At 62.6% G+C, this 23241-nt stretch carries 22 protein-coding genes; 13 read left to right on the top strand and 9 right to left on the bottom strand.

Annotated features, from left to right (window positions below):
- Nucleotides 1-27: 27 nt before the first annotated feature.
- From P0M12_RS05425 to P0M12_RS05405, 5 genes are all read left to right on the top strand, one after another.
- Nucleotides 28-606 carry a carboxymuconolactone decarboxylase family protein gene (locus tag P0M12_RS05425; RefSeq protein WP_277377502.1) on the top strand — a complete coding sequence of 193 codons (579 nt, stop codon included), beginning with the start codon at nucleotides 28-30 and terminating at the stop codon, nucleotides 604-606.
- A gap of 125 nt (nucleotides 607-731) precedes the next feature.
- Entirely contained in the window at nucleotides 732-1127 is a 396-nt protein-coding gene (locus P0M12_RS05420) for a TOBE domain-containing protein (RefSeq protein WP_003940157.1), read from the top strand.
- Nucleotides 1128-1152: 25 nt separating this feature from the next.
- A complete protein-coding gene (modA, locus tag P0M12_RS05415) occupies nucleotides 1153-1962 on the top strand; it encodes a molybdate ABC transporter substrate-binding protein (RefSeq protein ID WP_003940357.1) in 810 nt (269 codons plus the stop codon).
- Complete coding sequence (locus P0M12_RS05410) at nucleotides 1959-2768, top strand: ABC transporter permease (RefSeq protein WP_020970514.1); 810 nt, start codon at nucleotides 1959-1961, stop codon at nucleotides 2766-2768. Before modA ends, P0M12_RS05410 begins: the two co-directional genes overlap by 4 nt.
- On the top strand, nucleotides 2765-3850 hold the full coding sequence (locus P0M12_RS05405) for an ATP-binding cassette domain-containing protein (protein ID WP_007733546.1): 1086 nt from the start codon (nucleotides 2765-2767) through the stop codon (nucleotides 3848-3850). The genes P0M12_RS05410 and P0M12_RS05405 overlap by 4 nt, the downstream gene beginning before the upstream one ends.
- On the opposite strand, the gene fadD11 is transcribed toward P0M12_RS05405, so the two are convergent.
- The 7 genes from fadD11 to P0M12_RS05370 are packed head-to-tail and all read right to left on the bottom strand — an operon-like array spanning nucleotide 3826 to nucleotide 12095.
- Entirely contained in the window at nucleotides 3826-5628 is a 1803-nt protein-coding gene (fadD11, locus tag P0M12_RS05400) for a fatty acid--CoA ligase FadD11 (protein WP_277377501.1), read from the bottom strand. The two genes, P0M12_RS05405 and fadD11, sit on opposite strands and share 25 nt — an antisense overlap.
- Nucleotides 5625-6587, bottom strand: a complete 963-nt coding sequence (locus P0M12_RS05395) for an SDR family oxidoreductase (protein WP_042451253.1) — start codon at nucleotides 6585-6587, stop codon at nucleotides 5625-5627. Before P0M12_RS05395 ends, fadD11 begins: the two co-directional genes overlap by 4 nt.
- Before the next feature lie 4 nt (nucleotides 6588-6591).
- Nucleotides 6592-8025 (bottom strand): aldehyde dehydrogenase family protein, encoded by a 1434-nt coding sequence (locus P0M12_RS05390; RefSeq protein ID WP_277377500.1) that lies wholly within the window; start codon nucleotides 8023-8025, stop codon nucleotides 6592-6594.
- The gene (locus P0M12_RS05385; RefSeq protein ID WP_007733538.1) at nucleotides 8022-8522 is read right to left on the bottom strand and encodes an SRPBCC family protein; all 501 of its coding nucleotides are present in this window, start codon (nucleotides 8520-8522) and stop codon (nucleotides 8022-8024) included. Before P0M12_RS05385 ends, P0M12_RS05390 begins: the two co-directional genes overlap by 4 nt.
- The gene (locus tag P0M12_RS05380) at nucleotides 8519-9610 is read right to left on the bottom strand and encodes a PDR/VanB family oxidoreductase (protein WP_007733536.1); all 1092 of its coding nucleotides are present in this window, start codon (nucleotides 9608-9610) and stop codon (nucleotides 8519-8521) included. The genes P0M12_RS05385 and P0M12_RS05380 overlap by 4 nt, the downstream gene beginning before the upstream one ends.
- Nucleotides 9607-10539, bottom strand: coding sequence for a metal-dependent hydrolase (locus P0M12_RS05375; protein WP_003940129.1), 933 nt, complete (start codon nucleotides 10537-10539; stop codon nucleotides 9607-9609). The genes P0M12_RS05380 and P0M12_RS05375 overlap by 4 nt, the downstream gene beginning before the upstream one ends.
- The gene (locus P0M12_RS05370; protein ID WP_054782246.1) at nucleotides 10539-12095 is read right to left on the bottom strand and encodes an NAD(P)/FAD-dependent oxidoreductase; all 1557 of its coding nucleotides are present in this window, start codon (nucleotides 12093-12095) and stop codon (nucleotides 10539-10541) included. The genes P0M12_RS05375 and P0M12_RS05370 overlap by 1 nt, the downstream gene beginning before the upstream one ends.
- A gap of 183 nt (nucleotides 12096-12278) precedes the next feature.
- On the opposite strand from P0M12_RS05370, the gene P0M12_RS05365 reads away from it, so the two are divergent.
- Together P0M12_RS05365 and P0M12_RS05360 are read left to right on the top strand one after the other, a co-directional pair.
- Nucleotides 12279-12935, top strand: coding sequence for a TetR/AcrR family transcriptional regulator (locus P0M12_RS05365; protein WP_007733534.1), 657 nt, complete (start codon nucleotides 12279-12281; stop codon nucleotides 12933-12935).
- Nucleotides 12932-13558: a TetR/AcrR family transcriptional regulator gene (locus P0M12_RS05360; protein WP_030535343.1), complete on the top strand. Its 627-nt coding sequence runs from the start codon at nucleotides 12932-12934 to the stop codon at nucleotides 13556-13558. Before P0M12_RS05365 ends, P0M12_RS05360 begins: the two co-directional genes overlap by 4 nt.
- Nucleotides 13559-13562: 4 nt before the next feature.
- Here P0M12_RS05360 and P0M12_RS05355 read toward each other — a convergent pair whose 3' ends face one another.
- A complete protein-coding gene (locus tag P0M12_RS05355) occupies nucleotides 13563-14741 on the bottom strand; it encodes an acyl-CoA dehydrogenase family protein (RefSeq protein WP_047271188.1) in 1179 nt (392 codons plus the stop codon).
- A gap of 187 nt (nucleotides 14742-14928) precedes the next feature.
- On the opposite strand from P0M12_RS05355, the gene P0M12_RS05350 reads away from it, so the two are divergent.
- On the top strand, nucleotides 14929-16650 hold the full coding sequence (locus P0M12_RS05350) for an FUSC family protein (protein WP_050654833.1): 1722 nt from the start codon (nucleotides 14929-14931) through the stop codon (nucleotides 16648-16650).
- On the opposite strand, the gene P0M12_RS05345 is transcribed toward P0M12_RS05350, so the two are convergent.
- Nucleotides 16626-17588 (bottom strand): sigma-70 family RNA polymerase sigma factor, encoded by a 963-nt coding sequence (locus P0M12_RS05345; protein ID WP_030535346.1) that lies wholly within the window; start codon nucleotides 17586-17588, stop codon nucleotides 16626-16628. The two genes, P0M12_RS05350 and P0M12_RS05345, sit on opposite strands and share 25 nt — an antisense overlap.
- A gap of 277 nt (nucleotides 17589-17865) precedes the next feature.
- Here P0M12_RS05345 and P0M12_RS05340 point away from each other — a divergent pair, with 277 nt between their 5' ends.
- The 5 genes from P0M12_RS05340 to P0M12_RS05320 are packed head-to-tail and all read left to right on the top strand — an operon-like array spanning nucleotide 17866 to nucleotide 23235.
- Nucleotides 17866-18945, top strand: a complete 1080-nt coding sequence (locus P0M12_RS05340) for an ABC transporter substrate-binding protein (RefSeq protein ID WP_277377499.1) — start codon at nucleotides 17866-17868, stop codon at nucleotides 18943-18945.
- Entirely contained in the window at nucleotides 18942-19763 is an 822-nt protein-coding gene (locus P0M12_RS05335; protein WP_277377498.1) for an ABC transporter ATP-binding protein, read from the top strand. The genes P0M12_RS05340 and P0M12_RS05335 overlap by 4 nt, the downstream gene beginning before the upstream one ends.
- A complete protein-coding gene (locus tag P0M12_RS05330) occupies nucleotides 19756-20628 on the top strand; it encodes an ABC transporter permease (RefSeq protein WP_277377497.1) in 873 nt (290 codons plus the stop codon). The genes P0M12_RS05335 and P0M12_RS05330 overlap by 8 nt, the downstream gene beginning before the upstream one ends.
- A 31-nt stretch (nucleotides 20629-20659) precedes the next feature.
- Nucleotides 20660-22006: an LLM class flavin-dependent oxidoreductase gene (locus P0M12_RS05325; protein WP_007733520.1), complete on the top strand. Its 1347-nt coding sequence runs from the start codon at nucleotides 20660-20662 to the stop codon at nucleotides 22004-22006.
- Nucleotides 22003-23235 (top strand): MFS transporter, encoded by a 1233-nt coding sequence (locus P0M12_RS05320; protein ID WP_042451237.1) that lies wholly within the window; start codon nucleotides 22003-22005, stop codon nucleotides 23233-23235. Before P0M12_RS05325 ends, P0M12_RS05320 begins: the two co-directional genes overlap by 4 nt.
- The last annotated feature ends 6 nt before the right edge of the window (nucleotides 23236-23241 follow it).

The following is a 23241-nucleotide window of genomic DNA, read 5'->3' as shown; positions in this document are numbered from 1 at the left end:
GTGCCCCAGAACATACGGAGGCTTGCCATGACTCGCATTCCCGCAGTGACACCGTCAGAAGCCAGTCCGTTGATCAAAGTGGCATACAAATTCGCCGCCAGGCAGTACGACGAAGTCCCCGAGCCCTTTGCCGTCCTGGCCAACCATCGGAAATTGTTCGTAGCGGCTGCCCGCCACGAAATGGCTGTGCAGAAGGCGTCGAAGGTGCTGCCGTCGAACATTCGTGAACTGGCCGTCTATCGCGTCGCCTGGACTGTCGGCTGCTCGTGGTGTGTCGACTTCGGGACGATGCTCTCGCGCTTGGACGGTTTGGACATCGACAAGTTGAAAGAGATCGCGAACTACCGGGGTTCATCGAAGTACAGCGAAGACGAGCGGGCCGCGATCGCCTACGCCGACGCCATGACCGGTGACCCCCATGGGGAGAACGGGGTGACGGACGAACAGGTCGCGGATCTCGAGCGCAGGTTCGGGCGAGCGGGCGTCGTGGAACTGACCTATCAGATCGGGCTCGAAAACATGCGCGCCCGGATGTATTCGGCGTTGGGGATTACCGAGCAGGGGTTCAGCACCGACTCCTGCCGTGTGCCCTGGGCAGAAGAATGATGCGCTGATTCGTCTACGGCAACTATCGACAATGCTCCGCAGATACGTGATCATGATTGACTAGTTCACGCATCTGCGGAGCATTTCGGCTTGTTAGGTCCGCACTTGCGACCTACGATCACCTGGTGCCCAACATTCGAATCCGCGAAGCTGCCGGCCTGCTCGGTGTCAGTGACGACACCGTCCGGCGGTGGGTCGACGGTGGGCTTCTCACCGCGACGACGGACGACTCCGGCCGCAAGGTCATCGACGGTGCCGAGTTGGCGGGCTTCGCCCGGTCCAACGCCGGACCCGCACCGGCCGATCCGCTCACGGGTGCGAGTTCGGCCCGCAACCGGTTCGCCGGCCTCGTCACCAAGGTCGTCACCGACAAGGTGATGGCTCAGGTCGAAATGCAGTGTGGGCCCTTCACTGTCGTCTCGTTGATGAGTACCGACGCGGTTCGGGAGCTCGGACTCGAGGTCGGGAGTATCGGAGTCGCAATCGTGAAGGCCACCACGGTCATCGTGGAAACGCCGTAGTTTTTGAACATACTGGAGGAAATTCGTGAAGCGTGTAGTCGGACTTGTTGCAGCAGGTGCCTTTTCGCTTGCCCTGGTGACCGGTTGTAGTTCCTCCGACAATTCTTCGTCGGAGACGTCGTCGGCCGCTCCGACCACAACCACTTCGAGTGAGAGTGCCACGGGAAGTATCACCGTCTTCGCGGCGGCGTCACTCAAGAACAGCTTCACCGAACTCGGCAAGGAATTCGAGTCCGAGAACCCCGGTTCATCGGTCACTTTCAGCTTTGCCGGGTCCTCGGACCTCGTCGCTCAGATCACTCAGGGCGCACCGGCTGACGTGTTCGCCTCGGCTGACGCCGCCAACATGACCAAGGCCACCGACGCCGGCGTCGTCGCGGGGTCGCCCTCGGACTTCGCGAGCAACACCTTGACGATTGTTGTGCCGCCGGGCAATCCGAAGGGCATCGCGTCGTTCGCCGATCTGGCAAAGGAGGGGACGCAACTGGTGATCTGCGCTCCGCAGGTCCCTTGTGGCGCGGCTACGAAGAAGGTCGAGACGGCCACAGGCGAGACCCTCTCGCCCGTCAGCGAAGAATCGTCGGTGACCGACGTTCTCAACAAGGTGACGTCCGGGCAGGCCGATGCCGGCATCGTTTACGTCACCGACGCGAAGTCCGCTGGTGACAAGGTTCAGACCGTCGCGTTCCCGGAAGCCACCACGGTGGTCAACCTGTACCAGATTGCGGTGCTGAAGGATTCGAAGAATTCGGGAACGGCAACCAAATTCGTCGATCTCGTGAAGGGGCCCAAGGGCCTGGCAGTTCTGAGTGACGCGGGATTCGCTGCCCCGTGACACACCTAAGACCGGCGGTCCGGGCTCCGCTCGGGTTGCCGGTATGGATTTACCTTCCGGCGCTGATCGGCGGAGCGTTTGTCATCGCGCCCTTGGCGGCGATGCTGGCCACCGTGCAGTGGTCGCAGTTCTGGGAACTCGTGACTTCCGAATCGTCGGTTGCCGCGTTGAAACTGAGTTTGAAGACAGCGGCAATGAGCACGCTGCTGTGCATCCTGTTCGGGGTACCGATGGCCGCGGTGTTGGCGCGCAGTCATTTTCGGGGACTGTCCGTTCTTCGATCCTTGATTCTGCTCCCGCTGGTTCTGCCGCCAGTGGTGGGCGGTATCGCGTTGCTGTACACGTTCGGGCGCAAAGGGTTGATCGGTGAGCAGTTGGAAGTGCTCGGCATCCAGATAGCATTCTCGACAACCGCGGTGGTCCTGGCGCAGACGTTTGTCGCGCTACCGTTCCTCGTCGTCAGCCTCGAAGGTGCGCTACGCACTGCGGGCACACGATACGAGGCCGTAGCCTCGACGCTCGGAGCCCGCCCGACCACCGTGCTTCGCCGGGTGACTTTGCCGCTGGTGCTTCCCGGTCTGGTGTCAGGGGCAGTGCTGGCTTTCGCTCGCGCACTGGGGGAGTTCGGTGCAACGCTGACGTTCGCGGGAAGTCTGCAAGGGGTCACGCGTACCCTGCCGTTGGAAATCTATCTCCAGCGTGAGACCGATCCGGATGCAGCGGTAGCGCTTTCGCTGGTGTTGGTCGTAGTCGCGGTGGTCATCGTGGTTGCGGTGCGTGGACGCGGATCGGCGGGTTCGTTGTGAGTGGCCTCCACGTCGACATCGAGATTCCGGAGCGCGATGTCGTTGCGACGTTCGACGTCGCGGCCGGTGAGGTGACCGCTGTCCTCGGACCGAACGGCGCAGGCAAGTCGACGGTACTGGCGGCGGTTGCCGGACTACATCACCCGCGGCGTGGGTTGATCGAACTGAATTCTCGCGTTCTCACCGATACCGGTAGGGGAGTCGCGTTGGCGCCGCATCGGCGCGGCACTGCTCTACTCGCGCAAGAGGCACTTCTCTTTCCCCACCTCAGTGCGGCCGCGAACGTGGCGTTCGCGCCGCGCAGTGCAGGGCGGTCGCGTCGCGATTCCGCCGATTCCGCGCGCCACTGGCTCGACGCAGTCGACGCCGCCGAATTGGCTGACCGCAAGCCGTCACAGCTCTCCGGCGGTCAAGCGCAACGAGTCGCAGTGGCGAGGGCATTGGCTGCTGAACCCGAACTACTCCTGCTCGACGAACCGATGTCTGCGCTCGACGTCGCCTCCGCCCCGGCATTGCGGTCGTTGCTGCGTAGAGTGCTCCGAACAGGAGATCGCACGGCCGTGCTCGTCACGCACGACGCTCTGGATGCGCTGGCCCTTGCCGACACCGTTGTCGTGCTGGACGGCGGCCGGGTCGTCGAACGTGGTGACGTACGAACAGTTCTGACTCGCCCGCGTAGTGCATTTGCAGCACGCATCGCAGGGATCAACTTGCGCAGCGGCACGATGGCCGGAGACGGAATGCTCAGAAGTCCGGTCGGGGTGGATATCGCGGGCCAGACGGAGACCGACTTACCGGCCGGCAGTGCCGCCGTGGCAGTCTTCGAGCCGCGAGCAGTGTCGGTCTACCTGGATCCGCCTCACGGGAGCCCACGAAACGCGTTTGCGGTCACGATCGCGGAGATCGAAAATCGAGGCGATGTCGTCCGAGTCCGAGCCGAGGACGAAGCCGGCCAGCCGGGCTTGTCTGCCGACATCACGGCGAGCGCAGCGGCCGAGCTCGATCTGGTTCCGGGATCGGCCGCTACGTTTGTGGTCAAGGCCACCGAGACGCTGATTTATGCGCAGGGCGCAGGCTCGTAGACGTCCTCTACGACCGAATCCGCATAGAGGGCTGCAATTTCGGACGCGTACTTCTCGGCTATCGGCTTGCGCCTGAGCTTCATCGTCGGTGTCAGCTCGTCGCCGCCTGGCTCCCAGAACGTGGTGAGTACGTGAAACCGCTTGATCTGCTCGGCCCTCGACAGACGCGAGTTTCCCTCGGCGACAGCAGTTGCAACGATGTCGACGATCCGAGCGTCCTTGGCGAGTACCGCGGCCTCGGCCGCAAGTCCCAGTGAGCGTGCCGCTCCGACCGCGGCGTCGGCGCTGAGAGTGATCAACGCTGTGTTGAACTTTCGGCCGTCTCCGATTGCCACGACCTCACCGATCAACGACGACGACGTCTTCACTGCGGTCTCGATGGTAGCGGGGGACATGTTCTTTCCCGACGCATTGATGATCAGCTCCTTCTTGCGATCGATCACCGTGAGGTATCCGTCTGCGTCGGCCGTGACGATGTCTCCGGTCGAAAGCCAACCGTCTGCACTGATCGCTTCGGCCGTTTTTGCCGGTTCGCCGCGGTACCCCTTCATGACCAACGGTCCTCGAACCAGTAGCTCACCGTCCGCCTCGATGCGCATTTCCATGCCTGGAAGCAACTTTCCGACCGTTCCCAGCTTGGTCGGCTCGGCCGGTGCGGTGCTCGCAATGCATGTCAGCTCGGACATTCCCCAGATCTCCGAGATCGGAACTCCCAGGGCTGCAAAGAATGCCAAGGTGTCCGGCGGAATCGGTGCGGCGCCAGAGATGGCCCACTTCAGTTCGGCAAAACCGAGTTTCGCACGCAGAGCGGAGAGGACCATTGCATCGGCTCGGGCGTAGTCCGCTTCCAGTTCGGCGGGGACTGTTTCACCGGCTCGCAAGTGTGCGAGCCGAGTGCGACCGACGTCGAGTGCCCACTGCAATGCCGCTCGCCGCGCGTCGTCCGGTTCGTTGGCGACGGCCGATTCGACTGCAACCTTCAGCTTTTCCCACACACGGGGGACGCTGCCCCAGATCGTGGGGCGACAGTCCGGAAGCGCAGCCGCTACCTGGCTCGGATCCGGCACGACAGTGATCTGGGTGCCGAACACCATTTGCATGTACAGGCAGGTGAGCCGATCGGCTATGTGCGCCGACGGCATGTACGAGGTGATGCGGTCACCGAACTCGACGGGGAGTACAGCACTGACGGCGGTGGTTTCGAACAACAGACAGGCATGAGTCGTCTCGACGCCCTTGGGGTTGCCGGTCGTGCCGGAGGTGTAGATCAACGTGGCGACGTCGTTCGGTTTCACCGCACGCCAGGTGCTCTCGAAATCGAAATCGGCGGCAGCAGAGGACTTGATCTGCTCCAGCGTCAGGGTGCCGGACTGCTGGGCAGACGGTTGCGCGTCGACGACCACGATCGTGTCGAGTGTGGCACCGGATCGGCGAACGGTATCCACGTACTGGGCCTCGCAGACGAGCACTCGCGCACCGGAATTGGCGAGGATGTACTGGATGGCTTCGGGTGCCGACGTGTTGTAGATGGAGAAGGACGTCGCGCCGAGGTGTTGGGCGCCGACGTCGATCGGGTAGAACTCGATGCGGTTACTCATCATCAATGCAACCGTATCGCCATGTCCCACGCCGATTCCGGCCAATCCCGCGGCAACATCGCGAACCTGTTCGCCGTACGCGCGCCACGTCAGTGTTCGCGCATCGCCGATGTCTCGCAAAGCCACCGCGTCGGGCGCCACCGCCGACACTCGCTGGAAGGCTGCACACAACGTAGTCATGATGTTCTCCTGGATGCCTTTGGCAGGGCTGATGCATTCGTCGGGGCCGCAGCGGTGGTTCTGTCTTCGAGTTCGCGGATCAGGTCGTGTGCCTGTTTGTCTTTTGCCAGGTAACCGTCGGCAAGGACATTGATGAATCCGCGTCCCCACGCCCAGGGTTCCCAGGCAGCGGGGGCAAGGGTCCGGGCGGCGCGGCGCGCGATCGCGTCGGCGATCACGGTGGCGGCACGGTCCGGGGAGATTCGATGACGGAGGGGACCGGGTAGTCGAGCGTCGAGTTTGCGGCCGATCTCGTCGTCGTCGAGTGTGGCGCGTGCAAGTTGTGTATCCACCATCCCGAAGTACGCGATGCCGGCAGTAGCGCCGTAGCCGGCAACCTCGAGACGCAGCGCCCGGCCGAGCGCTTCGACCCCAGCCTTGCTGATCATGTACGAAGCGCCGCCCAAACCGGGGGCGAACGACGCCGCCGATGACACGACGACGATGTGCCCACTGTTGCGGATCACCTCGTCGATGGTCGGATGCACGGTGTTGAAGACGCCGGTGAGATTGACGTCGAGCACACGATCGAAGGCGTCGGGATCGATCTGGCGCAATGTTGCCGGGGGAGGGGTGATTCCGGCGTTGGCCACTACGACGTCGATTCTGCCCAGCTGCTCGATGATCGTTTGCACGGCTGCGGTCATGCCGTCCCGATCTCGGACATCGGCCGTCACCGTCACGACTCGCTGTGACTCGAATGAGCGCTCGGCCGTTGCCAATGAACTCTCGTTGACGTCGACCAGTGCCACGGTGGCCCCACGCCGGTGGAGAGTGCGCGCCAGCGCTGCACCGATACCGTCGCCTCCACCGGTGATCAGTACGACCTTCCCGGCGACGTCGTAGTCGATTCGGCGTCCGGGCAGTGGAATGCCCAGATCGCGGACTGTTCCCGCAATTGCGGACAAGCGTCCCGTCATTGCTTCAGTGCCTTCCGTGTAGCGCGCGGATGAGAACCTTGACCAGCCAGTCGATTCGGGCGGTCCTTCGAAACGTCGTCAGTGGTAGGGGCGAACGGAATCGTTGCCGAGTCGTCGAACGAGCGTAGGTGAACTCCTTCAGACCATCTGGGCCGTGAACGCGTCCGAAACCAGATGCTCCGACCCCACCCAGTGGCAGGTTGGGAACCGCGGCATACATCACGTAAGAGTTCACCGACGCTCCTCCGGATCGGAGCCGATCGGCAACAGCCGCTCCGTCCTTGCCGAACACGCTTGCTCCCAATGCGTATGGCGACGCATTGACCAACTCCACCGCCTCGTCCATCGAGGCGACCTTGGTGATCGTCATCGTCGGGCCGAAAGTTTCCTCCGTGACGGCGAGGCTGTCTTCGGGGACGTCGACCATGATGGTCGGTTGCACGTACTGGCCGGAGATCGAGCCGAGCCCTCCGAGAACGACACGTCCACCCCGCGACATCGCGTCGTCGATGTGGCGCCGGATTACAGCCACTTGCGAGGGCATGGTGATCGGACCGATCTTGTCTTCGGCACCCGGACCCGCATGAACTCGGGCAGCCAAAGTGATTGTCTTGTCGATAAACTCGCCGTAGACATGTTCGTGCACGTATACACGCTCGACGCCCAGACAGGTTTGACCGGAGTTGGACAATGCTCCCCACACCGCAGCATCCGCGGCGGCACCGACATTTCCGTCGGCATCAAGGATGAGCGCGTCCTTACCACCACATTCCATCAACACCGGTGTGAGGGTCTCGGCGCACGCTGCCATGACTTTCTTGCCCGTCGCGGTCGATCCGGTGAACCCGATCTTGTCGACACCGGCCAGGCACAGTGCCGCGCCGACCGAACCATCGCCCGTGACGACCTGCAGCACAGGATGTTCAGGGACGACCTCGGCGAAGGCGCGGCCCAACCATTGCCCGACTGCCGGTGCGAACTCACTCGGCTTGTAGACCACGGCGTTGCCTGCAGCCAGCGAGAACGAGAGCGAACCGAGTGGGGTGAAGACCGGATAGTTCCACGGACCGATCACACCGATCACCCCGAGAGGTCGATACTCCACCGAGGCGGCCTGATTGACCGTCAACAAACTGGAGCGGACGCTGCGCCTGCCCAATACCTTTCGGGCATTCTTCGACGCCCACGCGAGATGTTCTAGTGCCATGGCGATTTCGAGCATCGCGTCAGGGTGCGGCTTGCCCATGTCCCGGTGCACGACGTCGGCAAGTTCGGATGCGCGACGAGCGATGATTCCTCGCCACCGATCCAGTCGACGAGCACGTTGCTCGAATGTCAGTTCTGCCCACCACTCGGAAGCAGTACGGGCGTCGCGCACTGCCTGTGGCACCGTGTCGTCGGACGCCTGTGTGGTCGTGTCGATCTCGGTCGCCGTCATCGTGGAGTTCCTTGAAGTGTGTGGTGGACGGCGCCGTCGGCCCAGCCGCGGGTGACGCGTTGGAGGATCGGTCGGGACAGAGTCAGAATGGGGGCGAACCACGGCTGCGCTTGCACAGCGAACGTCCAGGTGAGGCGGCTGCCAGTCGAAGTCGGTTCCAACACCAGATCTTCAGCGAAGCGTTTGAACCCCGGAAGTGACGCCGACTCCACGTAGAACGACATCCGGCGCCCCTCGTCCCAGCGGAAGAATCGCTCGTTCAGTGCAGCAAAAGCGCCGGCTCGCACGGTTCGCGTAGTCCCGACGCCGAATGGTCTGTCCGAGGTCCAGTCGGCTCCGGTGATCCCGTGCGCCCACGACGTGAGCGCTCCGTCCGAGGTCAACGTCTGCCACAAGCTTTCACATGTCGCTTCGGATTCGATCCGGTGAGTGATCACCAGCGGAGCGGAGCGGATGAAGGCTGCGTCGGCCGCAGAAAGAGAGAATTTTCCCTTCACAGGTCCACCACCAAAGACCCACCGGTGGAACGTGATCGACAGGTCAACATCGAACCAGTACGTTCGGATTCGGTGAGGAGGGTGTCTCGATGCTCGACGGTCCCGGAGAGCACCCGGACCTTGCATGTACCGCAGAAGCCCTGTTGGCATGAATACGCTACTCCGGGAAGTACGCGTCGTATTGCAGCCAAGGCGCTTTCGGACTCGCCCACATCGACGGTGAGACCGGTGCGCGCCAGATGCACCGTGAACTCCTTGCCGTCGACTACCGGGAGTGGGGAGAACCTCTCGCTGTGCACCGATCCGGTCGGGTTGGCGGCGAAAGTTGCCGCACGCACCGTGTTCATCAGCGGAACCGGTCCGCACGTGTACACCGCGGCACCGGGATCCGCAGCAGCGACGAGTGTTCCGATATCCGTCGGACCCAGCTCGTCGTCGGGTCGGATGGTTACCCGGCCGCTGGAATACTCCTCGATCTCGTTCAGGAATGGCATAGCTGCCCGAGTTCGTCCGAGATAGTCCAATCGCCACGGGACTCCGCGGCGGTGACAGCGTTGCACCATGGGAAGTATCGGAGTGATCCCGATTCCGCCCGCAACAAAGAGGTACGACGGAGCAGTGACAAAAGGAAATGCATTCCGCGGCCCTCGTACGTCGACAACCATTCCGGGTTTCAGCGACTCGTGTATCTCGCGGGAGCCGCCCCCGCCTTCGTCGATCCGCCGGACGGCGATCCGATACGAGGTCAAGTCGTCGGGGTCTCCGCACAACGAATACTGTCGTTGCCTTCCCGAGGGGAGAATGACGTCTAGGTGAGCGCCGGGAATCCACGACGGCAGGGTGATTCCTTCCCTCGGGGTCAAGGTGACACTCAGGACGTCTGCGCACTCGAACCGGACGGACTTCACGTCCAGCGTCATGTCGAATCCGCTGTAGCGGACCGGGTTGGGACGCGAAAGTATCTGCGCTGCAGGACTTGACGCAAAGATTCGACGGTATGCGCTCGTCGCCTGTGCGGCAATCCTCAACGACCGGGTCGGTGTGAAGTCTTGTGCGTCGTGAGGACGGTCGGCAGTCGTCTTGTTCATCCTTCACTCTTTTCGGAAGAACGATTGGCGGCAGGTGAGCGAGCGAGGTAGCGCATGGCTACGTCCATGTCCCCGATCTGGGACGGATGGAAGCTCGGCCGCAGATACGGAGGAATCTCGGTGATCAGGAATTTCATGTTCGGGACCAGGCCGCGGCGAGTGGCGCTGATCAGTTGCAGAGGCCACAGGCGGCCCTTCGCCTTCGACGGGTCCTGCCGGAAGAGGTAGTTCATCGAGGCGATGAACAACACGAACAACGTGAAGCTGGCGAGCAGCGCCGTGCGAACGCGGCGGGCGTAGCTACCGTCCACGTACATGTAGGCGTCGAAGGCCACGTTGCGGTGCTCGACTTCCTCGGCGCCGTGCCACTTGACCATGTCGAGCATCGTCGGGTGCATGCCGGCATCTTCGAGGGCGGGATCGGTGAGCAGCCATTCCCCGACCACCGCCGTGTAGTGCTCCATCGCGGCAAACAAGCCGAGACGTTCACAGAGCCAGGCGTGCTTGGCTTTTCCGGTCAATCCTTTGTCGCCCAATATCTTGTCCACGAGCCAGTCCATCCGGCGTGACATCGGTTTCATGTCCATGCCGAGGTCCGCAAGATGCTCGCGTGCACCTTTGTGCGACGACGCGTGTGTTGCTTCCTGGCCGACGAATCCCACCACCTCTTCGTGCAGGCGGGGGTCCTCGATGAGCGGGAGCGCTTCGGCGAGCGTTGCGGACATGGCCCGCTCTCCCTCGGGCAACACGAGATGCATGAAGTTGATGACGTGGGTGACCATCGGTTCGTTCGGCACGTAATGCAGTGGTACGCCGTCCCAGTCGAATTCGACGTCACGGGCGGCGATCGCATGTGCTTCGTCGGTGTAGCGGCGCGCGCCGGACGGTGCGACGACGGGTGTGCCTCGGAAGGCGTTGATGCCGAGCATTATCGGCTCCTCACGGTTTCTCGGGCAGTGGTGAGTGATTCGGACGAGACGGGTTGTACTTGCGCGTAGTGAGCGAGGTCGGCTCGTTTGGTCCTGGTGCGGAAGGATCGGTTGAATCCGGGATAGAAGGTGTAATTGCGGCCGCCGTCGACGAGGTAGTAACTACTGCACCCGCCGGCGTTCCACACGCTGGTGGCGAGTCGGCGGTCGGTCGCGCGCACGAACTCTCTCTGCACGTCTGCCCGGACGTCGATACTGCCGATGCCGCCCTCGTCCATTTGAAGAATGCAGCTCACGATGTACTCGACCTGCGCTTCGATCGTGACGACCTGAGAGGTGTAGACCACGGAATTGGGGCCGAGGATCATGAAGAAGTTCGGAAACCCGCTGATGGTGGTGCCGAGGAAGGCCTCGGCACTGCCGTTCCACGTCTGCGCGAGGCTGCGGCCGTCCTTGCCCCGGATGATGTCGAACGACGGGTTGTCTCCCATACGAAAGCCGGTTCCCATGACTATGGTGTCGACTTCCCGGAAGGCGCCGTCCGCGGTGAGGACTCCGCGCTCCTGCACCTCGACGATTCCGTCCGTCACCACCTCCACATTGGGTGACGCCAGCGCGGGATAGTAGGTGTTCGAGAACGTCGGACGCTTGCATCCGAATGCGTAGTGGGGGAGCAGCTTTGCGCGAAGCTCCGGGTCCCGCACCTGCCGGCGAAGGTGTGCTCGGCCGAGTGCGGCCAGCCCTTTGAGCAGTGACGGCTTGTACACGAATCCGGGTACCAGGGCTTCTTGGAGCAGGTCAAGTCCCTTGCGTGCCAGTCGTTGGGTGAGCGGCACCCGCTCGAAGAGAGCGCTCGGCCAGCCGGTCATCGGCTGATCCGGGTGCGGCAGGATCCACGTCGGTGTCCGCTGGAACACGGTCAACGTGTCCGCGAGCGGTTGCAGTCTGGGGATGATCTGCACCGCAGAGGCGCCGGTGCCGACCACGGCTATCCGCTCACCGCGAAGGTCGTGGTCGTGGTTCCAGTCCGCGGTGTGGAACATCTGACCACGAAACGATTCGAGCCCGGGAAGGTCGGGTGTGGCGGGGGCACTGAACGGGCCGGTGGCCGCGACCAGGAACTGTGCCTCCCACACGGTTTCCGCAGTGTGTACCCGCCAGATCTGGGCTTGCTCGTCCCACGAAGCTTCTGTCACGTCCTGGTTGCAGTGGAAATGACCGGCCAGTCCGAAGCGATGGACGCAATCCCGGAGATAGTCGTAGATCTCGGGCTGTAGCGGATACAGCCGCGTCCAGTTCGGATTGGGCGCAAATGAGAACGAGTACAGAATCGACGGGATGTCGCACTGTGCACCGGGGTAGGTATTGACCTGCCAGGTTCCCCCGGGCTCCGCGGCACGTTCCAGAACGACGAAGTCGTCGATCCCGGACTGCTTCAAGCGGACAGCCGTTCCGATGCCGCCGAAACCGGCTCCGATGACGACGACTCGTGTTCGGCGAGTTCGAGTTTCCTCGTCACCGGCCGATGGCCCCGAGGTTGGGTCGATGTCGACCATGTGTGACGCCTCCTGATTGGTGCGTGAACAACTGAACGAAGAGTAAGTCTGACATCAAGTGATGTCAACAGCGGTTGATGTCAGAATTCAACTGATTGACATCGGGCGATGTCAGTTCGCTTGCCGAGGTCGCCGCGATAACCTGAGGTCGAGAGCGCTGCCGGTCAGTGAGAACATGGGGACATGACGGATACCGAGGCTCGGCGCACCGGACCGCGCAGGTGGCGTGGGCAGGAACCGGAAGATCGCCGCGCCGCGCGCCGGACACAGCTGATCGAAGCCGGGTTGCAGATCATGGGCACCGAGGGAGCGGCCGCCGCGACCATGCGTGCGACCTGCCGCGAGGCCGCGCTGACCGAACGGTACTTCTACGAGAGCTTCGCCAACCGTGACGAACTGCTGGTCGCCGTGCTCGACGAGGTCGTTCTCGGTGCGCGTGACACTATTCTGGACGCTCTCGAGGCGGCGCCTTCCGAACCGTCGGCCCTGATCCGCCACGTGGTGAAGGCCTTCACCAACTACGTATTCAAAGATCCTCGACGTGGACGCATCATGTTCGTCGAATCCCAGGCGGAACCTGCGCTGTGGGATCGAGGGCGAGAATTGATGGCGGAGTTCACGAATCCGATTTCCGCGTCGCTCGAGCTGATGTACGGCGGCGAGGCAACCGACTCCGCGAACTCCGAACTCAATTCGGTGGGGCTGTTCGGTGCCCTCGCGTTCATCTATCAGGCGCACACCCCGTCCTCCAAGATCTCTCGAAAGCGTTTGGTGGAGCACATTTCGCTCATGGTCGAGGCGCAGGCGACGGTCAACAGCACGCCCGCGAGAAAAGAATGACGTCCGCGTCGGCCACAGGCGGAAGGCGTCTCGGTCCCGAAGACCGGCGTGAGCAGATCATTGTCAGCGCGGCAAAGGTTTTCGAGGAGAAGTCTTTTGCCGACGTCTCGATGACCGAGTTGGCCAAGGCGGCTGGGGTCGGACGTCCGCTGCTCAATCATTACTTCGGCTCCAAGCGGGAGTTGTATCTCGACGTCGTGCGGCGGTTCGTCTTCATTCCCGAAGTGGCGGTGGACCGCATTCCGCGATCGGCGAGCCAGGAGAAGCGGATCGGCGCCGTGATCGATCGGTGGCTCGACGTCGCCTGGCGTCATCGCGACATGTGGATCTCGACAGTCATGTCCGACGACCTCCGCCGTGATCCCGAGATGGATCGGATCCTGCAGGATGCTGACGACGTTGCTGCGCGACGCATGATGGATGCGCTCGAGATTCGACCGAGTGAAGGCAGCGAGGCTGCTGTTCATTCGATGATCGTGGCGTACGGAGGCTTGGCGAAGGCTGCCAGTAAGCAGTGGTTGGTGACGGGAGCGCTGGACCGCGAACAGGTGCACCTTCTGCTGGTACGCAGTTTGCTCGCCATCGTGCGTGACGTTCTGCCGGCGTGCGAGGCGGATTCCTGATTGCTCAGAGTGATCTCGCCACGAGGTCCTTCATGACTTCGTTCGATCCGGCGTAGATTCGCTGAATACGAGCGTCGGCGTACATCTGAGCGATGGGATATTCGAGTATGTAGCCGTACCCGCCGTGTAGTTGCACGCAGCGGTCGATCACGGCGCACTGCTGGTCGGTGAGCCAGTACTTGGCCATCGCGGCGGTAGTCGCATCGAGCTGCCCGGCAAGGTATTTGACGATGCAGTCGTCGATGAACGTTCGTGAGATACGAGCGATGGACGCGCACTCGGCAAGTTCGAAGCGCGTGTTCTGCAGATCGAAGAGCTTTTGCCCGAACATGTTTCGGGATTTGGTGTACTCGACGGTGAGGGCGACTGCACGCTCCATTGCCGCAGTGGCTGCAACTCCGCAGATCAATCGTTCGGGCAGTAGCTGCTGCATCAGCTGGGCAAACCCTGTGCCTTCGCGGTCCCCGAGCAGGTTTGTTGCAGGCACCCGCAAGCGGTCGAAGAACAGCTCGGTGGTGTCCTGGCCCTTCTGTCCGACCTTCTCGAGTATTCGCCCGCGCTCGAAACCCGGTGTGTTGTCATCGACCTCGGCCACGATGAGCGACACTCCACGCGCTCCGAGGCTGGGATCGGTCTTGGCGGCAATGATCACCAGATCACAATTGCGACCGTTCGAGATGAATGTCTTTGCGCCGCTGATCAGATAGTCGTCACCGTCGCGGACGGCTCGGGTGGTGATGTTCTGCAAGTCGGATCCGGTGCCGGGCTCGGTCATGGCGATTGCGCCCACCCACTCGCCACTCACCAGCTTCGGTAGCCAGCGCAGTTTGTGCTCGTGATCGGCGTAGGCATTGAGGTAGTGCGGCACGATTCCCGAGTGCACGCCGAGTTGGAGTGAATGATCACCCGCCATGACCTGCTCGTGGAACAGCACGGCGTCGTGCGCGAAAGTTCCTCCTCCGCCGCCGTACTCGGTGGGGATCGACATGCCGGCGAGCCCGAGCGCCCCGAGTTCTCGATATGCGGATTTGTCGGGAAAACCTTGGGACGCGAAGCGTTTCTGATGCGGTGTGACGTGTTTGGCGAAGAAGTTCCTTGCCAGGTCGGCCACGGCCTCCAATTCGTCGTCCATCCACGGGGACCGTCGTTCTGCGGTCCGGGTTGCGGTAGATCCTTGCGTCATCGTGATTCTCCCGATCGATGAAGTGCGACCCGCGAGCGGATCCGACTCCACCTATCATCCACACTGTTGACATAGTGTCAATAAAGGGGTGGTCGAATCGACCTCCGGACCCGCCTCGAATTCCACGTCGGCCGCCCGCAAGAATGGGAGGACACAGACACGAACAGGCCGGCGCGAAGGATGGGCAGTGGACCCCGAAGAAACATCAGCGGGTCACGAGTCCAACCTCCCGGCTCCGCGGCCGGCGCGCAGCGTCCTGTTCGGATTGCCGCCGGTGGGAAACAGGTACCCCGGAGCGGTTCGCGTCGCCCTAGCCCTGGCGATTCCGGCGGCCATCGCCACACTGCTCGGATTCGGGTCTGCTTCGCTCCTGGTCGGCCTCGGTGCATTTGCATCGATCTACGGTGAGGGTCGTCCGTACCGGAGCAGGTGGAAGGCAGTCGGTATCGCTGCGACGGCGCTGACGATCCTGTCCTTCGTCGGGGCATCGGTGGGTGAGCCCGTCCACCGAGCCATCGCTGAGGGAGCGCCGACGGTGCTGCTGGTCTTTGTCGTGCTGATCATGGCCGTCGTGGTGTCGACCTGCGCCTTCACCGTCGACGCGCTTCGATTGGGTCCACCGGGCGCGTTCTTTCTGTTGCTCACCACCGAGATCAGTTCCGTGATCGCCACTCCCGGTCAGCCGCCGGTCGAGGTCGCGATGTGGACGGCAATCGGTGGGATCAGCGCGGTGGTCGTCTCGATGACGGGAATCCTGTGGGCACCGAGAGCTGTCGAACGCAGTGCTGTACAGGCAGCCGTCTCGGCCGTTGCGGAGTACACGGACGCTCAGGCGAGGTACGCCCCACCCGAACTCACGCGAGACAAACGCCACGCTGCAGCACTTCGGCTGCATGACGCGTGGCAGTGCCTTTACCGCGGCGCAATCGTCGGGAAAGACCACCCGTTGACCCGTGAACTCGAACGAGCGCAGATCTCGATGGCCAGAGCGATCTCCGACGACCACGATCCGGAGCTCATGGCGGACCCCGCGTTCGACGTCGACGAGGTCGGGGCCCACCCGCCTCTGCCCGACCCGACGATCCGATATCGGTTCCTCCGCGCCTGCAATCCGTCCAGCCGAGCGTCGGTGACGGCACTTCGGCTGTCCATTGCCTGTATGGCGGCGGGAACCCTCACCGTCCTGCTCGGCATCGATCGCCCGGACTGGGCGGTGATCGCCGCGGCGATGGTCCTTCATCAAGGACCGGATCGAATACTGGGCACCTATCGCGGAATCCACCGCATCGGCGGAACCGTCCTCGGGTTGATTCTGTTGGGTGCCATCTACGCCTGGAGTCCGACCGGTCTGTGGTTGGTGGCGGTACTTGCCGTCCTGATGGCGGGGATCGAGCTGTTCCTGGTGCGGAATTACGGGATAGCCGTCATCTTCATCACCGCCCTCGCGATTCTCCTCGGCGCGGCCGGTGGTGCGCACGGGACCGTCCGACATCTGATCCTCAGCCGCATGCTCGAGACGGCAATCGGCGTCGTCGTGGCGTTGGTGGTCCTGTGGACGGTGGGGCGCGGTGCGCATCGACGCACTCTGATCTGGGTCGACGAACGGGCGGGTAGCGTCTTGTTCAAGCTGCTGACCGAAATTCGCGCGAGGCACTATGCACCACAGGCGAATTGGTCGGAGCTTTCGGAGCTTCGTCGGGACCTGGACTTCGAACTGCGAGGTAGCGCGATGGCCGGGATCGACGCCGCCCACAACGAACCCGAGTGGGCGTCGCAGCAGTGGAGGACGCACACCGAATTGCATCATCTGGGATCGGATGTACTGCACCGACTGTGGTTCGGCACGCAGGTGTCCAGATCACACCTCGAGGAATGGGAGTCTCGCTACTTGCGTTCGGGTTCGGTGTGATCGAGCATCGGCACAGCGCTGAACTTGGCTGGATTCGCAATGTCGTAGGCTGCGCACACAACTCCGTCGCGGACAGTGAAGCCGGCAACGCGAGCGGCGAACTGCGGGTACTGGTCGTCCCCCGGTGAGCCGGCGAATACACCGCCGAGCTGTCCGTTGACGAGAACCGGTGACATCGAGAACACCGCTGCCGGTCCGTACTTGCGGGCCAATCCCAGATAGAACCGCGCGACACGATCGCTGCCGCGCACAATGTTGACAGCCGTGCGGGTAGTTCCGCCTGCGTCACCGATCAGGACGGCATCGGGATCGAGTGCACCTATCACGGCGTTCAGATCTCCACTCGCGATAGCCGTCACCAATCGCTCGACGGCAGCAGCATGCTCCTCGCTACTGACCGGGACCGGGGCCGACGCTGCGGCTTTACGGGCCCGCGAGGCCAACTGACGGGCAGTGGCTACTTCGATGTCGAGGATGCGCGCAACCTCGGCGAAGGGCACGTCGAAGCCGTCATGCAGGACGAAGGCAACGCGTTGAGCGGGAGTAAGGGTGTCCAGGACGACGAGGGCAGCAAAACGATTCTGTTCCTGCGTCACGACGTACTCCAGCGGATCGGGTGTCGCTGAGGGTGTGCCCGAGGTGGCGTCGACGGGCGTGACGATCGGCTCCGGAAGCCACTGTCCGACATAGCTTTCTCTTCTGACCGCGGCCGATTTGAGATGATCGAGGCAGATCCGACCGACAACAGTGGTGAGCCATCCGCGCAGCTCGCGGATCTCGAGGTCGCTTCCTTGTCTCGATTGTGCGACTTGCAAGCGTATCCATGCCTCCTGCACCGCATCCTGAGCGTCGCTGAAACTTCCGGTGAGGCGGTAGGCCACCGACGTCAGGTGGCCACGGTGTTGCTCGAAGTCCTGCGCAGTCGTCGGCGAAAGCATGCCCTCATGATACGGACCTCACACATTAAATCCGGCATGAATGTAACCGTTGACCCAGGTAGTGGGTGCCGACGTATGGTTTCGGCACTGCTCACGGCTCGATCCTGTCTGCACATTCATTGGAGTCTCACGTGTTTCGGTCTTTCCCGCTCATGTCGCTCAACTGTTGTCGTTGAACTGACATTCCCCACACCTGCCTGTGCCGAGCGCCGCACACGGCGCTCCGGACAGGTGTAGCCGAGAACTGAACCAATCATCTTCTACAGGAAGCAACTTCATGATTCGCCCTCGTTTCGCGCGCTCGGTAGCCGCGGTCGTCGCTCTTGTCACTCTGTCCAGTTTTGCCGTTGCCTGCTCGGGCTCCTCCGACGAAGTGGTCAAGACCGCCGACGGCAAGACCGTCCTGCGGTACGAGGGCAGCACCGGACAGGTCATCTACCCCGAACTGGCCGCTGACCTCGGCTACTTCAACGACGTGGAGCTCAACTGGATCGGCGATACGACCAGCGGCCCTCAGAGCATTCAGAACGCAGCGACCGGTCAAACCGAGTTCGGCGGAGCGTTCAACGGGGCGGTGGTGAAGTTGGCTTCCGCGGGTTCACCGATCACCTCGGTCATCGGGTACTACGGCTCCGACAAGGAGAGCTTCAACGGGTACTACGTTCTCGACGACAGTCCGATCAAATCGGCGAAGGACCTGATCGGCAAGAAGGTCGGGATGAACACCCTCGGTGCGCACCACGAGTTCGTCGTGCGTGAATGGCTTGCGCGGCAGGGACTTACACCGGACGAGATCAAGCAGGTGGAACTGATCGTGGTTCCGCCGGTCAACACGGAACAAGCTTTGCGGCAGGGACAGATCGACGTCGCCACCCTCGGCTCGGTCTTCCGTGACTCCGCGCTCGAACGTGGTGGCCTTCGCGAGCTGTTCACGGACGAATCGTTGTTCGGCTCGTTCACCTACGGCACGTTGGTGTTCCGTGACGACTACATCGCGCAGAACAAGGAGGCGGTCGCCGATTTCGTGCAGGGAACAGCGAGGGCCATCCGCTGGACGCAGACACACCCACGAGAAGAAGTGGTCGCGAAGCTGACGTCGATCATCAACAGCCGCGGACGCAACGAGGACACCAAGCTCATCAGCTACTGGAAGAGCCCAGGAGTCGCCGGCCCCGGCGGAACGATCACCGATACCGAGATCAGCACGTGGATCGACTGGCTCACCCGTAACGGCGAACTCGAAGAAGGAAAGTTGAAGCCGTCGGACATCTACACCAACGAATTCAACCCGTACGCCAACGGAACGTATTCACCCGACAGCGGCGCTGACGGACAGGCACTGGAGGCAGCAAAATGAGCACAGAACCGAAACTACAGCTCGAACACGTCACCAAACAGTTCGACATTCGTGGGACCGACGAAGTTTTCACCGCGGTCGAGGACATCAACATCGACGTGGCGCCGGGGGAGTTCCTGGTCCTCGTCGGGCCGAGTGGTTGCGGCAAGTCGACTCTGCTGGACCTCCTCGGAGGACTCAGTTCGCCCACTTCCGGTCGAATCCTTCTGGACGGCAAGCAGATCACGGGCCCAGGCTTGGATCGGGGAATCGTCTTCCAGCAATACGCGCTACTTCCATGGCGAACTGCACGTCACAACATCGAGTTCGGACTCGAAGCGAAGGGCGTGAAGAAGAGCGAGCGACGCGAGCTCGCCGAGCATTACCTCGAACTGGTCGGTCTGCAAGGTTTCGCGGATCGCTATCCGCACGAGTTGTCCGGTGGAATGAAGCAGCGAGTCGCGATCGCCCGCAGCCTGGCATTCGACCCCGAAGTGTTGCTGATGGACGAACCATTTGCTGCGCTGGACGCACAGACGCGAGAGTCGCTGCAGGACGAGCTTCTGCGCATCTGGAAGGCCACCGGCAAGACCATCTTGTTCATCACCCACGGAATCGACGAGGCCATCTACCTCGGGCAACGTGTTGCAGTACTGACTTCGCGGCCGGGGCGCGTCAAGACGATCGTCGACATCGACATCGACCGGTCCGGCGACGACGTGCGATCAGGTGAGGAGTTCCGAGTGTTCCGGCACCGGATCTGGACGCTGCTGCACGGTGAAGTCGAGCGCGCTCGGGCCGGCGAACTCGATCCTGCCAAGGAGGTTGCACATGTCTAGCGCATTGGCGACGCCGGAGGTGGTCGCCACCCCGAAACCGTTGGCCGACAAAACACCTGACATTGCACAGCGGAGCCAGGCCGGCGGCAAGGCGGCGCGCTACATTCGTTCCACCGCCTGGCGGATTGCCAAGCCGTCGATTGCGATCGCGATCTTCCTCGGGATCTGGGAAGCGGCACCTCGGCTCGGGCTGGTGGACAAGGTCTTCCTCCCGCCCTTCACCGAAGTTGTGTCCGCATTCTTCACTCTCGCCGAGAACGGACAATTGCAAGAGCATGTTTCGGCCAGTCTGACGCGTGCGCTGACCGGATTCTTCGTGGCCATCGCGATCGCGATTCCGTTGGGAATCGCGATCGCCTGGTACCGCCCGGTCTCCGACTTCCTCAACCCGATTCTCGAATTGTTCCGCAACACAGCAGCCTTGGCGCTGCTTCCCGTCTTCGTGCTGATTCTCGGAATCGGTGAGGAATCGAAGATCGCCCTGGTGATCTACGCCTGCACCTTCCCGATTCTGCTCAACACGATCTCCGGTGTGCGAACAGTGGACCCCCTGCTGATCAAGTCCGCTGCCTCGCTGGGGTTCTCCTCGATTCGGCTGTTCCAGAAGGTGGTTCTGCCCGCCGCTGTTCCCACGATCTTCACGGGTATCCGCATGGCAGCCGCGTCGTCGATTCTCGTGCTGATCGCCGCCGAAATGGTCGGGGCCAAAGCCGGTCTCGGGTATCTGATCACCGCTTCACAACTCAACTTCCAGATCCCGAACATGTACGCGGGCATCGTCGCGATCTCGTTGTTGGGTCTGACAATCAACGCGATTCTGGTCCTGATCGAACGTCGGCTCTCGCGCTGGCGCGTCACCGCCTGACCACACATTCACGGAAAGATTCTGCGAACTCATGTCCGAACGACAATTTCATCTGAACGCCTTCCTGATGGGCGTCGGCCATCATGAGGCGGCGTGGCGCCACCCACGCACAAATGCGGCCAACCTCCTGGACGTCAAGCACTTCCAGGAATTGGGGAGAATCGCCGAGCGTGGAAAGCTGGACTCGGTGTTCTTCGCCGACGGTCTAGCAGTCGGCCCGCGGGTCAAGTACAACACCCAGGCGATCTTCGAACCCGTCACCTTGCTGTCGGCGATCGCGGCGGCCACCGACAAGGTGGGGCTGATTGCAACCGCGTCGACCAGTTACAGTGATCCATACACTCTCGCAAGGAAGTTCGCTTCCCTCGATCACATCAGTGGTGGACGAGGCGGGTGGAACATCGTGACGTCGGCCGGTGCCGACGAGGCCGCGAACTTCGGCCTCGATGCGGTACCGACGCACAGCGGTCGTTACGAGCGCGCCGAGGAGTTTCTCGACGTGACGCTCGGACTCTGGGACAGCTGGGAAGAGGGGGCAGTTGTCCTGGACGAAGAGACCGGAATCTTCGCCGATCCTGATCGTGTCCATCGCATCGACCATGACGGTCAACGATTCACGGTGGCTGGCCCGCTCAATTCGCCGAGGTCTCCACAGGGACGTCCGTTGCTCGTGCAAGCCGGTTCCTCCGAGAGCGGTAAGGACTTCGCGGCGAAGTATGCCGAGGCCGTGTTCACCGCTCAACGAACACTCGAGCAGGGGCAGGATTTCTACACCGACCTCAAAGCGCGGCTGATCAAGTACGGGCGTAGTCCCGACGAGATCAAGGTGCTGCCAGGCATCGTTCCCTTCATCGCGGATACGGAAGAAGAAGCCAAGGCACTGGAGCAGTCGTTCACGGATCTCATCTCACCTGAGTACTCGCTGCGCCAACTCTCGAACATGGTGGGCGTCGACCTCACCGAGCATTCGCTGGATGCCCCGTTGCCCCCGTTGCCGGACATCGATCGCATCCAAGGAAACAAGAGTCGATACCAGCTCGTCAAAGACCTTGCGGAGAGCGAAAACCTCACCGTCCGTGAACTGATCGGCAAACTCGGCGGTGGCCGTGGGCATCGGACATTTGCCGGGACACCGGAGCAGGTCGCGGACGAGTTGACCGAATGGTTCGACAAGGGCGCCGCGGACGGCTTCAACATCATGCCGCCCTATCTGCCCGGAGGGCTCGAGGTGTTCGTCGACCGGGTCGTGCCGATTCTGCAGGCGCGTGGGCTCTTCCGGACCGAATACACGGAATCCACCCTGCGGGGTCACTACGGCCTCGATCGTCCGGCGAATCGGTTCTCGCGGGCCGCTGACGCGGCAGAAGTGAGCGCGTGACGGAAACACTGCCCAAGGAACAGCCGGCGATTGCCGGTCTCAAGCCACTCGTCACAACGGTTTTCGTACCGGCGGCCATCTTCGGGATCGGTCAGGGAGCGGCTGCCCCCATCATGGCCGTCACCGCGCGCGACCTGGGTGCATCGGTTGCCGTCGCCGGCCTGATCGTTGCACTCGGTGGTTTGGGCGCCGTACTCGGTGACCTCCCCGCCGGCAGGATCGTGTCGCGTTTCGGTGAGCGCAGGTCGATCATCGGCGGAAGTTCCTTGGGTGCAACAGGAGTGGTGATCTGTCTCCTTGCGCAGACTCCGTGGATGCTCGGTATCGGCGCACTGTTGACCGGATTGGCGAATGCGGTGTGGGGCCTTGCGCGGCAGAGCTACCTCGCCGAGACCGTGCCACTCGGTCTACGGGCCCGAGCAATGTCGTCGTTCGCCGCGATGTGGCGGTTGGGTTTCTTCCTGGGACCGCTCATCGGGGCCGGCGTGATTCTCCTGGTGGGAGCGCGCGGAGGATTCCTCGTCCAGTTGGTGGGCGTCGTGCTCGCCGGGGCGCTGATGGCCCGCGTTCCCGACCCGCCACGAAAGGTGCAGGCAGGCAACAGCGATCACGGACACGTCACGCTCCCGGAGATCCTTCGCCGTCATCGTGCCGCTCTGTCGACGCTCGGGACAGGCTCCCTTCTGATGGGCGCCGCCCGCGCTTCGCGTGAGGCCGTTCTTCCATTGTGGGCATTGCACCTCGGATTGGATGCAGCCCAGGTGAGTGTGATCTTCGGTATCGGTGCGGCCGTGGACTTGCTGTGCTCGTACCCGGCCGGACACATCATGGACCGATACGGCCGCAGGCTGGTCGCGGTGCCTTCGCTGACGGTGATCGGTGTGTCGTACCTACTGTTGCCGTTCTCGACGGGTGCAGTGGGATTGACCGTGGTCGCTGTCGTGATGGGGATCGGCAACGGGCTGGGCAACGGCGTGATCATGACCCTCGGTGCCGATATCGCCCCGCCCGAAGAACGCGCCGAGTTCCTCGCTGCATGGCGATTGACGCACGACACCGGCATGTTCGGTGGGCCGCTCGCGATCGGTCTACTCGCCGCGGTGCTCCCACTCGGGTGGGCATTCGCCGCTCTGGGCGCGACGTCGTTCGCCGGCGCGGCGATGATGTTCCGCTTCATTCCGGTCTACTCTCCGCGGGTGTCACCCCGGTCGCGCGTCGGGAAACTGTAGGTAGGC

The sequence above is a fragment of the Rhodococcus sp. RCBS9 genome (genome assembly GCF_029457415.1).
Classification (GTDB): Bacteria; Actinomycetota; Actinomycetes; order Mycobacteriales; family Mycobacteriaceae; genus Rhodococcus_F; species Rhodococcus_F qingshengii.
The sequence above is the reverse complement of the archived record's forward strand: the minus strand, read 5'-3'. Positions and strand labels throughout refer to the sequence as shown.

What these genes read in the sequence shown, in the direction of transcription:
- P0M12_RS05340 (WP_277377499.1), top strand. Translation starts at nt 17,866, where the DNA reads ATGATTCGCCCTCGTTTCGCGCGCTCGGTAGCCGCGGTCGTCGCTCTT.
- P0M12_RS05335 (WP_277377498.1), top strand. Translation starts at nt 18,942, where the DNA reads ATGAGCACAGAACCGAAACTACAGCTCGAACACGTCACCAAACAGTTC.
- P0M12_RS05370 (WP_054782246.1), bottom strand. Translation starts at nt 12,095, where the DNA reads ATGGTCGACATCGACCCAACCTCGGGGCCATCGGCCGGTGACGAGGAA.
- P0M12_RS05425 (WP_277377502.1), top strand. Translation starts at nt 28, where the DNA reads ATGACTCGCATTCCCGCAGTGACACCGTCAGAAGCCAGTCCGTTGATC.
- P0M12_RS05390 (WP_277377500.1), bottom strand. Translation starts at nt 8,025, where the DNA reads ATGACGGCGACCGAGATCGACACGACCACACAGGCGTCCGACGACACG.
- P0M12_RS05355 (WP_047271188.1), bottom strand. Translation starts at nt 14,741, where the DNA reads ATGACGCAAGGATCTACCGCAACCCGGACCGCAGAACGACGGTCCCCG.
- P0M12_RS05330 (WP_277377497.1), top strand. Translation starts at nt 19,756, where the DNA reads ATGTCTAGCGCATTGGCGACGCCGGAGGTGGTCGCCACCCCGAAACCG.
- P0M12_RS05380 (WP_007733536.1), bottom strand. Translation starts at nt 9,610, where the DNA reads ATGAACAAGACGACTGCCGACCGTCCTCACGACGCACAAGACTTCACA.
- P0M12_RS05395 (WP_042451253.1), bottom strand. Translation starts at nt 6,587, where the DNA reads ATGACGGGACGCTTGTCCGCAATTGCGGGAACAGTCCGCGATCTGGGC.
- P0M12_RS05345 (WP_030535346.1), bottom strand. Translation starts at nt 17,588, where the DNA reads ATGCTTTCGCCGACGACTGCGCAGGACTTCGAGCAACACCGTGGCCAC.
- P0M12_RS05325 (WP_007733520.1), top strand. Translation starts at nt 20,660, where the DNA reads ATGTCCGAACGACAATTTCATCTGAACGCCTTCCTGATGGGCGTCGGC.
- P0M12_RS05365 (WP_007733534.1), top strand. Translation starts at nt 12,279, where the DNA reads ATGACGGATACCGAGGCTCGGCGCACCGGACCGCGCAGGTGGCGTGGG.
- P0M12_RS05375 (WP_003940129.1), bottom strand. Translation starts at nt 10,539, where the DNA reads ATGCTCGGCATCAACGCCTTCCGAGGCACACCCGTCGTCGCACCGTCC.
- P0M12_RS05360 (WP_030535343.1), top strand. Translation starts at nt 12,932, where the DNA reads ATGACGTCCGCGTCGGCCACAGGCGGAAGGCGTCTCGGTCCCGAAGAC.
- fadD11 (WP_277377501.1), bottom strand. Translation starts at nt 5,628, where the DNA reads ATGACTACGTTGTGTGCAGCCTTCCAGCGAGTGTCGGCGGTGGCGCCC.